The organism is Brevibacillus sp. YAE8, from assembly GCF_057543335.1.
The window spans coordinates 1-11,789 of the sequence record NZ_BAAIYG010000037.1 but is presented as its reverse complement, the minus strand read 5'-3'; the positions used below and the strand labels follow the sequence as shown (position 1 = coordinate 11,789).

General features: G+C 52.0%; 14 protein-coding genes. 10 read left to right on the top strand and 4 right to left on the bottom strand.

What is annotated here, in order from left to right; translation table 11 throughout:
* Complete coding sequence (locus AC27IT_RS25395) at nucleotides 1-222, top strand: hypothetical protein (protein ID WP_005833210.1); 222 nt, start codon at nucleotides 1-3, stop codon at nucleotides 220-222.
* 44 nt (nucleotides 223-266) lie between these two features.
* Here the strand turns inward: AC27IT_RS25395 and AC27IT_RS25390 are convergent, their stop codons facing one another.
* Together AC27IT_RS25390 and AC27IT_RS25385 are read right to left on the bottom strand one after the other, a co-directional pair.
* Complete coding sequence (locus tag AC27IT_RS25390) at nucleotides 267-629, bottom strand: L,D-transpeptidase (protein ID WP_005833208.1); 363 nt, start codon at nucleotides 627-629, stop codon at nucleotides 267-269.
* An 87-nt stretch (nucleotides 630-716) separates the two neighbouring features.
* Nucleotides 717-953, bottom strand: coding sequence for a hypothetical protein (locus AC27IT_RS25385; protein ID WP_007784848.1), 237 nt, complete (start codon nucleotides 951-953; stop codon nucleotides 717-719).
* Between the two features lie 196 nt (nucleotides 954-1,149).
* Here AC27IT_RS25385 and AC27IT_RS25380 point away from each other — a divergent pair, with 196 nt between their 5' ends.
* From AC27IT_RS25380 to AC27IT_RS25355, 6 genes are all read left to right on the top strand, one after another.
* Complete coding sequence (locus AC27IT_RS25380) at nucleotides 1,150-1,908, top strand: DUF4931 domain-containing protein (protein WP_005833205.1); 759 nt, start codon at nucleotides 1,150-1,152, stop codon at nucleotides 1,906-1,908.
* A 276-nt stretch (nucleotides 1,909-2,184) separates the two neighbouring features.
* Nucleotides 2,185-2,805: a hypothetical protein gene (locus AC27IT_RS25375; protein WP_283859045.1), complete on the top strand. Its 621-nt coding sequence runs from the start codon at nucleotides 2,185-2,187 to the stop codon at nucleotides 2,803-2,805.
* 117 nt (nucleotides 2,806-2,922) lie between these two features.
* The gene (locus AC27IT_RS25370; protein ID WP_005833204.1) at nucleotides 2,923-3,402 is read left to right on the top strand and encodes a hypothetical protein; all 480 of its coding nucleotides are present in this window, start codon (nucleotides 2,923-2,925) and stop codon (nucleotides 3,400-3,402) included.
* Between the two features lie 44 nt (nucleotides 3,403-3,446).
* Nucleotides 3,447-3,779: a hypothetical protein gene (locus tag AC27IT_RS25365; protein ID WP_007777427.1), complete on the top strand. Its 333-nt coding sequence runs from the start codon at nucleotides 3,447-3,449 to the stop codon at nucleotides 3,777-3,779.
* Between the two features lie 47 nt (nucleotides 3,780-3,826).
* A complete protein-coding gene (locus AC27IT_RS25360) occupies nucleotides 3,827-4,687 on the top strand; it encodes a GNAT family N-acetyltransferase (protein WP_429778012.1) in 861 nt (286 codons plus the stop codon).
* 112 nt (nucleotides 4,688-4,799) lie between these two features.
* A complete protein-coding gene (locus AC27IT_RS25355; RefSeq protein ID WP_005833200.1) occupies nucleotides 4,800-5,930 on the top strand; it encodes a virulence factor in 1,131 nt (376 codons plus the stop codon).
* Between the two features lie 76 nt (nucleotides 5,931-6,006).
* On the opposite strand, the gene AC27IT_RS25350 is transcribed toward AC27IT_RS25355, so the two are convergent.
* Nucleotides 6,007-6,693: a M15 family metallopeptidase gene (locus tag AC27IT_RS25350; RefSeq protein ID WP_340673279.1), complete on the bottom strand. Its 687-nt coding sequence runs from the start codon at nucleotides 6,691-6,693 to the stop codon at nucleotides 6,007-6,009.
* Between the two features lie 183 nt (nucleotides 6,694-6,876).
* On the opposite strand from AC27IT_RS25350, the gene AC27IT_RS25345 reads away from it, so the two are divergent.
* Nucleotides 6,877-8,175, top strand: coding sequence for a phytoene desaturase family protein (locus AC27IT_RS25345; protein WP_487092159.1), 1,299 nt, complete (start codon nucleotides 6,877-6,879; stop codon nucleotides 8,173-8,175).
* Nucleotides 8,176-8,296: 121 nt separating this feature from the next.
* Here AC27IT_RS25345 and AC27IT_RS25340 read toward each other — a convergent pair whose 3' ends face one another.
* Nucleotides 8,297-9,109: a serine hydrolase gene (locus AC27IT_RS25340; RefSeq protein WP_005833196.1), complete on the bottom strand. Its 813-nt coding sequence runs from the start codon at nucleotides 9,107-9,109 to the stop codon at nucleotides 8,297-8,299.
* A 108-nt stretch (nucleotides 9,110-9,217) separates the two neighbouring features.
* On the opposite strand from AC27IT_RS25340, the gene AC27IT_RS25335 reads away from it, so the two are divergent.
* Both AC27IT_RS25335 and AC27IT_RS25330 read left to right on the top strand, forming a co-directional pair.
* Nucleotides 9,218-10,843: a peptide ABC transporter substrate-binding protein gene (locus tag AC27IT_RS25335; RefSeq protein WP_005833194.1), complete on the top strand. Its 1,626-nt coding sequence runs from the start codon at nucleotides 9,218-9,220 to the stop codon at nucleotides 10,841-10,843.
* Nucleotides 10,844-10,877: 34 nt separating this feature from the next.
* Nucleotides 10,878-11,612, top strand: coding sequence for a gamma-glutamyl-gamma-aminobutyrate hydrolase family protein (locus tag AC27IT_RS25330; protein WP_005833193.1), 735 nt, complete (start codon nucleotides 10,878-10,880; stop codon nucleotides 11,610-11,612).
* Nucleotides 11,613-11,789 lie beyond the last annotated feature (177 nt).

Sequence of the window (11,789 nt, the reverse complement as noted above, 5' to 3'; positions counted from 1 at the left end):
TTGCCTGCTTATAAGTTGGACCCGGAATGGGTGATGTCTTACCTAGCGTTGCAAGAAGAAAGGCTCGCTTGCGAAGTCCATCCGAAGGACAAAGAAGCGATCATGAACAAGATCAGGGAATTGACGCTGTCGATCATGTACAAGCAAGCCCGAAGATTTCTCGTATATTTGGAGACGGAAGACCAGCAGACGGTCGCCAAAAAGAATAAGCATTGCATGTGAAAAAGACCCGCCTTTTGCAAAAAGAGGCGGGTCTTTGCGTGTCGTCACTGCTGCCGGATGCGCACGGGGGTGCCGATGGGGACGAGCTTCGCCAAGGCGTTGACGTCCTGGTTGTACATGCGAATGCAGCCGTGCGAGACGTATTTTCCGATGGAGGACGGGTTGTTCGTTCCGTGTATGCCGTAATGTGGCTTGCTGAGTCCCAGCCAGTACGTCCCGAAGACGCTGAGCGGGCCTCCGGGGTATGAGTTCGGATAGGGCACCTTGTTGATGATGGTGAAGTCTCCGCGCGGTGTCGCCGTGGCGATTTTGCCCAGCGCAACCGGGTAGGAGCGAACGAGCTTGTTTCCGTCGTACAGATCGAGCCTGAGCTTCGCGATCGAAATGCGAATGTTGTATGCAGGCATTCCCTCACCTCCCTTTTGCAGCCGCTCGCGACATTGCTATTCCTATCTTATGTGAAAGGGAGGGAGGGGTACTTGGGACACGCTCTTTTACCTGAAGGAAGAAAACGTATCGGGATAGCGCAGGCCGTCGCGATAAAACAAGGTACGTACCCACGCGTACAGCCGAAGCGGGATGGAAGGGAAGACAATCGCCAGCTTGCCTTCTTCCAAAATGGGCAGATCGAGCGGAGACTGGATTTCGTAAGGCACTCCCTCTTGATCGAGCAGCGCCTTGTAGCGGTGGGCTTCACTCCAGCTCACCGGGTAATAGAATGATTTTTCCATCGCATCCAACACCTTTCCGGTTATCGCTGCTCCCATTATATGCAACCCATTTGGGGTAAAAAAAGAAACGAGCGCGCAAAAAATGGAAAAATAGGCCAATTTGTGGCTAGTTGATGGCGGGAGCGAAAATACGTCATGATTTTCCGCGCGAATCGGTGTAAAGTGGAGGTATCCAGAAATTGGAGGGACACTTTGGATGGCGCAGACACACTTGCACTTTAACATGCACATTGGCAGAAAAAAGCCGGAGAGCGTAATCAACAGGGAAACAGCGTGTCCGTTTTGCGATCGCGGCAGCTTGACAGATGTGCTGGAGCAGCGCGGTTCCATGATCTGGCTGATGAACAAATTTCCCGTCCTGCAGGATACGTATCAGACCGTCTTGATTGAATCGGATGAGTGCAACGGCGACTGGTCCTCCTACTCCCGGGAGCACGTGCACGCCCTGCTTTCCTTTGGCGTGGAAAAGTGGCTGGAGATGGAGCGAAGCGGCTCTTTTCGCTCTGTGCTCTTTTTCAAAAACCACGGGCTGTATTCCGGCGGGAGCATTCGCCACCCGCACATGCAGATCGTCGGGCTGACGGGTTACGACTATCGCGCGCAACTCAGGGACAGCGACTTTCACGGCATCACCATCGACCGGGAGTCAGGGGTGGAGTGTTCGCTCTCGACGCATCCGCGCGCGGGCTTTTTTGAGTACAACGTCATTTTGTCCGACCTGGATCGGCTGCCCAAAATGGCTGATTATTTGCAAATTTTGGCGCACTGGATTCTTCACCACGTCAACCCGCGCAACCAGAGCTACAACTTCTTCTTTTATCAATGGAAAGAAAAGCTGATCGCCAAGGCGGTGCCGCGCTTCGTGACTTCCCCGCTGTACGTCGGCTATTCGATTCCGCAAGTAGCGAACAATCTGGAGGAAATGGTGGAGGAGATGAGAAGGCATTATTTTTGACAAAAGACTAGGGCGTGGCTGGAAAAGCATTATTGAGTCAAGAAAATAGCGGTCGTATATCAACAACAAGAATGACTTTGCTAGTTTGTCGTAACGAGTAGCTCGCGACGAAAGAGTTTGATTTTATTTCTTATCGAGTGAATGGATAGTTTTTCCCTGAAAGTTTCCAATTATGTGACTTTTTTACCTATTATAATGGTTCTATGCTCCCTTTTGTAATGAATAGAAGATGTGTGAAATTGGATATATATTACAAAAAAGGAGAGGTTATTTAGGATGAGGAAGTTTATAGTTTCATTGACGATGCTACTATCGGTATCTATTTTTGCTGTTGCTGTTTACGCTGCAACCGATCTTAATCTGGTCGCAGGTTCAGAAGGTACGCTGAAAAAATACTATGCTAACAATACTCCTCTAACTTCATCTTTGAGTGTGGATCACAAAGTACTTCAATACGAGGTACGAAATACTGCCGACTTGAGTTCGCGTGAATTAGTCAATGTTTTATATAGAGGTAATGGTGGGGCCGATCAGCATGCAAGGGTGCTGCATAAACAAAATAGAAACTACCTTAGGTACTATGGCTATACTTGTTATTATGGTTCAGGGACGTCTTGTCAGTCTGATTATGTACAACCAACAAATATTGTTATTTCCCCAGGTTCGGATGGTATTGATGTCATCGAACACTGGTTCGGGGCCTTCAACTCTTCACAGTCAGTAAGATACAAAAATTACGGAGCTGGTATTCATTTTGAATACCTACAGCCTAATAGTTCCTATAACTGGAACCATTGGGAAACAAGCAGTCATCTAAAAGTTATTGCTGGTGCCAATTTAGAAAGCTCATTAAGAGGTATTTTCTGGTCAACAGGGACTGTAAAACTTAATCCATAAGTACTTGGATTAAACACAGTTTTAGTCTTACTACTCAATGTTGATCCACAAACAAAATGTTTAAATGTAGAGAATTTTACCTTTGGTGCTGAATATATTAATTAGGGGGAATACTTTGTGCGGAAATATGTCCTTTCAGGAATAGGGGTTATTGCGTTTACAGCTTTACTAACATTCGGAAGCAGCAATATCAAAGCAGAAAATGAATCACAGCTTTTTGCTGAACAAAAACAAGAAATTATCGTAGGTGCTCCAGTCACAGTCTTAGATAAAAATAGAGAGGGAGTTTACGTCGGTTTGACTGGACTTACAGTTCCATTGGCTGATGAAGTGTACGAGATAGTTGAAGAAATAAATAAAGCGGGTGGTCTTAAAGAGTCAAAAGAAATAATTCATATAAAGGATAAAGAAGGAAATGTAGTTATAAAAATACCAGCAGAACTTAAAGATAAACTAAAAGAAAAGGGAGACAAATTAATAGTTAAACATAATAAATCTGTAGACAATTATAAGAAAGAAAAAAGAATCACTAGTAAACTTAACCTTAATCTTGGTCAAGAGTGGCCGTTAAAAGAAAATAGTGTAGATAAATTCTAACAATTGAAGGCGGGAGACGCCTTCTTTTTGATGGAGGGATTAATATGAGGATCGGCCTAGTTTCAAGCCTAATTATTTCGATTTTAGTTTTCATATATTCTTTTTTTCAAATTAGCATTTTGAAAACGTTTGTTCTTTATGAGTTTTTTATTGGTGTAGTGGGACTAATATTATCAGGGGTTATTTTCAGTTCATATTTAGGTCTTGATCGTAAACACATGTCTAACCCTGATTCCTCAAAAGTTCTTGGTGAAAATAATGCCAATAAATATGAGATGCGAAAAGAAAATGAGAAGGTAAAAGAAACGGCTAAAATATTTTTCTTTTTTGGCTTGCCATGTCTAATAATTTCAGTCGTGATTTATCTAATTACCTAGTTAACAAGATGAGATGAGGTAAGACGTCAAAAAAGGGGGAGAGTCGCATGGGATACGAGATCGTGGCAATCAAATCGCTGACAGCAGCACAGCTTGAGGAAGTCAACCAACTGGCTGTGATCTGCAACGGGCATGACGGCATTGCTTTGAAAATAAACCCGAACATGCTGGAACAGCGTTCGGGCGAGCACACAGAGGACTTTCTCTGTTACGCGGACAACAAGCTGGTCGGATATCTTGGCCTGTATGTGTTCCACGCCAAAGAGGCGGAGGTCAGCGGCATGGTCCATCCGGATCACCGGAGAAAAGGGATTTTTACCGGACTGCAGCACAGGGCTAAAGCAGAGTGCCGCAAGCGGGGCATTCCGGCCCTGCTGTTTATCGTCCAGCAAAAGTCGCAGGCAGGGGCCGCTTATCAGAAGCGAATCGGCGCCCCATACGAGTATTCGGAATACTGGATGGATTTAGGAAAATCTGGACGGGAAGCCTTGAGTCACGCTGTGCGGCTGCGGCCTGTTACCGCAGCGGATGAAGAGACGTTGATTCAGCTCGATGTACGCGGTTTTCAGATGGAGGAAGCGCAGGTACGGGAGATGAACGAGAAGATGGCGAACGATCCTCGTACCAGTACGTATCTGGTGCTGGCAGAGGAACGGGCGGTCGGCAAAATCAGCGTAAGCAAAAATGGCATGCAGGCGTTTATCTACGGCTTTTGCGTCCATCCTGACGAGCAGGGCAAAGGCTACGGCCGCCAGGCACTGGCGCAGACGATTGCGCTGCTCGAAGCTGAAGGCTTCGCAGAGATTTCCCTTGAGGTCGCCTGTGAAAACAGCCGGGCGCTCGGGCTGTACGAGTCGTGCGGCTTTGTCGTGCAGTCGGCCAACGATTACTACAGGCTGAAGCTCTAGGTCTGCTTCCAGCCGCAAACTGCTTTTGCCGCACCCGCAGGTTGGCAAACGAAGCCGCTTCCGTGCTACCATAGGAGGGAGGTAGCATTGCGGAAAAAGGAGTGACGAAAGCATGAAACTGTTGTCCATCGAACCGACGCCGAGTCCCAACGTGATGAAGCTGAACGTGGACGAGACTCTGCCAGGTGGCGTGCAACATGTTTATACAAAAGCAGAAGCGCAAAAAGCGCCGGAGCTGATGCGGGAGCTGCTGGCCATTGACGGGGTGACGTCGATTTTTCATACGGCGGACTTCCTGGCTCTGGAGCGGAAGTCGAATGCCGACTGGCAGCGCATTTTGACGGAGGCGCGGGAAGTTTTGCAGGCGGGAAAAGGAACGGCGATTCCGGTCGTCTCTGCGGAGCAAGCGGGAGCTTACGGGGAGGCGCAGGTGTTCATCCAGATGTTTCGCGGCGTCCCGATGCAGGTCAAGGTGACGATGGGGACGGAGCAGATTCGCGCCGCCTTGCCTGAGCGTTTCGGACAGGCTGCCGTGCAGGCCGGGTCTGCTTCCCCGAACCTGATTATGGAGCGCAAATGGGTCGAGCACGGTGTCCGTTACGGCGACTTGCGCGAAATCGGCGAGGAGGTAGCGCAGGAGATCGACGCGACGTATCCGCAGAGCCGCGTGGAGGAGCTCGTCCAGCAGGCGATGCTGCTCGGGCCGGGCGAGACGCCGCAGGTGGTCGAGCGCGAGAAAAAGGTCGTCACCCCGGGCATGCTCGACGATCCGGACTGGCAAAAACGCTATGAAGCGCTGGACCGCATGGAACCGACAGAGGAAGACTTGCCTGTTCTGGCAAAAGCGCTGCGCGATCCGAAGCCGTCCATTCGCAGGCTCGCTGTCGTTTACCTGGGGATGGTCGGAGGCGACGAAGTGTTCCCGCTGTTGTTCGAAGCGCTTCGCGACGATTCCGTGTCCGTGAGACGCACGGCAGGCGATACGCTGTCCGATCTGGGCGATCCGCGGGCGATTGGGCCGATGTGCGAGGCGCTCAAAGACCGGAACAAGCTGGTGCGCTGGCGTGCGGCCCGCTACCTGTTCGAAGTGGGCGACGAAACGGCGCTGGACGCCTTGCGTGCGGCCCAGAACGACCCTGAGTTCGAAGTCAGCTTGCAGGTGCAAATGGCCGTGCAGCGGATCGAGAGCGGGGAAGCAGCCAGCGGTACGGTCTGGCAGCAGATGACAAGACGCAACGACTAGCCTGCTCTATCGCGGCTTCCTTTTGAGGGGTGGCCGCGATAGGGCTTCTTTTTGTTTGCGCGGAAAAAGAACCGGGCTACACGCCGCCGTACATGGCACAGGCGCTTCCGGTGCAGGCCGCCCACGCCTGGTTGCCGTAGTCAAAATGCCACCATTCGTCTGCGTAGTTGGTAAACCCGGCGCGAGTCATGACGTGGTAGAGCAGGCGGCGGTTCGCCTGTGCTTCCCGGTCCGCATCGGACATGTCGGCGAGCGTTTCGAAATAGCGGGTACAGGCGCGCTCTGAAAAGTCGTCAAAAGCGGTCCCCATCACAAGCCAGCCGTCAGGGCCGGCAATCGTCAGGTCGACAGCCCCTCCGGTCAGATGGCGCGGCGGTTTTGCCGGATCGGCAGTAGGGCGGGCGACAAAGCGGTGCAGCTCGGCGTACAGTTCCTCGCTCTCGGTCCAGCCTTGGGCAAGAAGCTGCTGCTTGAAGCGGTCGTACAAAGCTTGCTGCACCTGAAGCGGGCGATAGCCGTCCAGCACGACGAGCCGCAGACTGGCGGGGAGCAGCTTTGCGGCTTGCAGCAGCCTGTCTGCGACCGAGCTTCGGACGAGACAGTCCGCCATAGCGCAAGCAAGCCCTTCGTGGTAGTAGGCTGGATATACCTCAAGCTGTGGGGCATACTGCATGAGAGAAACGATCGGCTCGTTGTTTTCGCGGATGGCAGGAAGCGAACCTGCCTCTTTTTGCGCGGGAGGAATCGGGATCTTCCAGTCCATTTCGGGCATCCCCTTTGCCTTTTTCCCCATCATAGCACACGTATGCTAGGTAAAAAATGGTATCGGACAGTATAAAAATAGACACAGTTCAATAATAGTTGACTTCCACCTTATCCATCCCTTATTCTATTGTAGGGTTTAGCTCATGTAATCAACATCGCTAGTGCGTAGGGGAGATTGTGTATGACAACCAATCACTATGACGTTGTTATTGTAGGTGCCGGACTGGCTGGTCTTTCCAGTGCCGCCTACCTGTCGTCGAAAGGCAAAAAGGTTTTGGTTTTGGAGCGCGGACAATTGGGTGGACGTGCCGTTACACTGAAGATCAAAGGCTTCAACTTCAACTTCGGTGCGCACGCCATTTATGCTCGCGACAGCTCCGTTTTGAGAACGTTTGAAAAAGAACTCGGACTCAACATTGACTGGCAAGACTTCAATCCAACAAAAGCAAAGTACGATATCGGGAGCGATTTGACTGCCGTTCCTTCCAACGTGCAAGGACTTTTCCAAACCAAGCTGTTAAAAGGGATGGACAAGGTATTATTTACGTTTGAAATTTTGAAAACGATGCTCAAAATGGAGAAGGGCCATCCGCACTTGTCGATTCAGAAGTGGATGGAGAAAAAGCAAGTCAGCGAAGACGTGCAAGACATGATGCTGACGCTCGCCTCCTCCAACTTCTTTACGCGTGAACCGGAAAAAATTCCGTCTGATGTGTTCTTCACGTACTACAGCCGCCTGTTCACGACGAACAAGCCTGTTGCGTACATCGGCGGCGGTTGGCAGGCGCTGATTAACGAGTTCGTTCGCGTAATCGAGGCAAACCAGGGCACGATCATGCTCAAGAACAAAGTAGAGAAGTTTCTCGTAGAAAATGATCGCGTGGTTGGAGTGGTGACGCCGGAGGGCGAGTTTACGGCTGATGAGTTCGTCTGCTGTATTCCGCCGAAAGAATTGGTAAAAGTATTCGCAGAAACACGCCTGGAGCACGCGGTTGCCCAGCACGCAGAATACGAGCCGACAGTCGTCATGGTTTACGATATCGGTCTGAAAGAGCGGATTGATGTGCCGTTCTCCTACATCTACGACAAGCAAAACAATATTTTCATCACAGACATCTCCTACTACGACCGTACTTGCGTGCCGGAGGGCGGACAGCTTTTGCAGGCGACAGCCTACATGCGCCAGGCTGACGTAGGCAACAAGGAAGCGGCGGAGATTCGCAAGCAGGAGATCGAAAATCTGTACGACAAGCACTTCCCGGGCTGGCGCGAGCAACTGGTTGTACCGCGCGTATCTGCCCGTGCCGTTGTCCAGGAAATCAAATGGACGATGAACCAAAAGCCAATGCCTACCTTCTTCCCGGACTACCGCAACCTGTTCTTTGCAGGGGACTGGTGCGAAGGGCAAGGCCAGCTTTCCGAGCTGTCTTTCTCCAGCGCATGGCAAGTGTCCAATCTGATTTTGGAAAAAGATAAGTAAAAAGCGAGCGGGTCATTCCTTTTCGTCAAAGAAGAGGAAGACCCGTTTTTTCGCGTGGACGGCACAACCGCTAGCCAAAAAAAGCCCGCCCGGCAAAACGGGCGAGCGGTGTACAGGATGCTTATGCTTTCGGGCCGTACGTATCGTACAGCAGGCGGCCGATGCGCGCCATGACGCTGGCGGCATCCTTTTGGGCCAGGCCCTTGTTGAGCAGGGAGACGCTGATCGCGTGCGGTCCTGTATAGAAAATTCCGACATCATGCGTGATTTTCGTGACCGAGCCTGTCTTGTTCGCAAACTCCCACTTCGGCACCATCCCGATGATCTCGCCGTCCGGATCGGGCAAAAGAAACGGGAAGCGGTCGCGATGCTGCTGCTGCTTTAAGATCGCGATCATTTTCAGGCAACTGTCGTAGGAGATGACTTTTCCCGTCGCCAGGTAGCGGAGGTGGCTTGCGATGTCTGCGGCCGTAATCTCGTTGTAGCCTTCCAGCTCGGCTGGCACGACCATCAGCTTGTTGTAAAAGGAGCTGTTTTCCATTCCGGTTTTGCGCATGATGCTGCGGATGCTGTCTGCCCCGACGAGGTCAATCATCATGTTGGTGGCGGTGTTGTCGCTCTGGATAATCATCAAGGTGACGAGGTCGTACACGGTGAACTCCGTCCCGGGCGTCATGTGCTGCAAGACGCCTGCTCCGCCCACGAGGTCCTCCTGGCGCAGCTTGAGCTTGTCTCCCAGTGCGAGCTTGCCGGCGTAGGCTTCGGCGAACACAGCGGCCATGATCGGCACCTTGATGACGCTCGCGGCGTAGAAGCGCTGATTTTCGTTGATGGCGAGCTTTTCGTTTGTCTGTAAATCTTCCAGATAGACTCCCCATTCGCCGCCAGCCGCTTCGAGCAGCTCTGAAACAGGGGCAAAAAGACCGGATAGCATAAGACCCATCTCCTTTTTATTCGTGTAGACAAAATTTTCTCAAGATAATATTATTTAGTCATGCTCCTAACAATCAAGAAGAATTATTCCACAGATGGGGGTTTTGTTGTGAAAAAGTTGAAGAATCTATCATTTTGCGCCGTTTTGCTGACCAGTCTGGTGTTTGCTGGCTGTGGAGCGCCGCAAGCCGGCACCACGGAAAATCCGCAAGGTGCGCAACAGGAGCAGACGAGAGCGCCCCAAACGATGCAGGTCAACCTGAACACAGGCGAGCCGAACTCGATTGACCCTGGACTGGCGGAAGATATCCCTTCCATGTCTGTGGCCCGTGCAGCATTCGATGGCCTTTTGCGCCTGAATGAAAAGGGCGAGCTGAAAGAGGCGGTCGCCGAAAAGTACGAAGTATCCGCTGATGGCTTGACTTACACGTTTCACCTGCGCGATACCAAATGGTCCAACGGCGATCCGGTAACTGCCCACGATTTTGAATACGCGTGGAAACGGGTGCTCGATCCCGAGACAGCCTCCGGATATGCGTACCAGTTGTACTATCTCAAAAACGGGGAAGCGTTCAACGCCAAGAAGGCGAAGGCAGAGGATGTCGGCGTCAAGGCGACTGACGACAAAACGCTGGTCGTGACGCTGGAAAACCCGGCGCCGTTCTTCCCGGAGCTGGTGGCATCGGTCACTTATTTCCCGGTCAATAAAAAAGTGGTGGAGGGGAACAAGGACTGGGCAGCCAAGCCGGAGACGTACATCGGCAACGGCCCGTTCGTCCTGAAAAAGTGGGAGCACAAATCGGTAATCGAATTTGCCAAAAACGACTCCTACTGGGATAAAGACGCGGTTCATTTGTCCACGCTGACCATCAACATGATTGAAGACCCGAACACCGAGCTGTCCATGTTCGAAAAAGGCGATCTGGACTGGGCCGGCTCTCCGCTGGGCGACCTGCCGCTTGATGCCCTGGATGCCTTGAAAGATTCCGGAAAAATGCAGACGCAAGCGACGGCAGGCACGTACTGGTACATCTTCAATACGACGCAAAAGCCGTTTGACAACAAAAAAATTCGCCAAGCGTTTGCCACAGCCGTCAACCGCAAGGAAATTTCCGAAAGCGTCGTGCCGTTCAAGAGCACGCCAGCGACCGGAATCCTCCCGCCGACCATGGCGCTCAACCCGGATGGCTACATCAAGGACGGCGACGTGGAGACAGCGAAAAAGCTGCTGGCAGAAGGCATGAAGGAAGCGGGCTTGACCGAGCTGCCTGAGCTGACTATCTCCTACAATACGACAGAGGTGAACCAGCGCATTGCGACGGTGATCCAGGACCAATGGCGCAAAGCGTTCGGCATCGAAGTCAAGCTGGTGAACAAGGAAAACAAGGTGCACCGCGAGCAAATGAAGGAAGGTAACTTCACCATTGGCCGCGCAAGCTGGATTGGCGACTTCAACGATCCGATCAACTTCCTCGAAGTGTTCAAGGGCGGTTTGAACACGTCGAAGTGGGAAAACAAAGAGTTCCTCGACCTGCTCGCACAGTCTGCCAAAGAAGGCGACCCGGCAAAACGCAAGGAAATCTTGAAAAAGGCGGACGCCATCGTCATGGACGAAATGCCGGCGCTGCCGATCTACTACTTCACGTATGCCTGGGTGAAGCAGGACAGCGTAAAAGACGTCGTCGTGGACGCCCTCGGGTTCATCGACTTCAAATACGCATCGAATGTCAAGTAAACAGACTAAGGTAGCCATAAGGGAGTGACTTGGCGTGCGTCCGATTATTGGTGTCGCGTGTACGAAAATGTATTTCCCGAATAACCACCTCGACCAGTTTTTCTATGTCGGGTCTGGCTACGTGGACGGAGTGGCCCGCGCAGGCGGCATTCCGCTCATCCTGCCGCTGCTGACTGTACAGGAAGCGCCGTTCCGGGAGATGATCGAATCGCTGGACGGGCTGATCCTGACTGGCGGCGACGATCCTGCCCCGCATCTGTACGGGGAAGAGCCGCTGCAAGGGCTTGGAAACATCGAATACGAGCGAGATTTGGCCGAACTGGCTGTGATTAAGCTGGCATTGGAGCTGAAAAAGCCGATCTTGGGCATTTGCCGGGGAATGCAGATTTTGAATGTAGCGTGTGGCGGCACACTCATTCAGGACATTCCAAGCCAGGTTCCGGGCGCCTTCCAGCATGCGCAAAAAGGTTCCCGCCAATACGGCGCACACAAGGTCACGCTCAAGCCCGGCTTTTTGGCGGACGCTCTCGGGCAGCAGGAGGTGCTGGTAAACACCTCGCACCACCAGGCTGTCAAAGACGTAGCGCCAGGCTTCCAGATGACAGCATGCGCGGCTGACGGAGTGATTGAGGCAATCGAGAGCCTCGACGGGCTATCTATCGGCGTGCAGTGGCATCCGGAGCGGATGTGGTCGCACGACAGCCAGATGTTGAAAATCGCCGAGGCATTTATTGCCCGGGTAAAGCAGCAGAAGCTGCAAGCGAAGTAATCGACAGGTGAACAGACAGCCGTCCTGCTGCCAGCAGGGCGGTTTTTTTGTTGTATAACGAAAACCCCCAGTTCGACTGGGGGTTCAGGAAAGCTTATAGCTATGAGTAGCCATCCTTTGAACTCGGTGATAAGATGAGAGCCGGTCTGCCAACCGCTCACACGAATCACAGGAGGA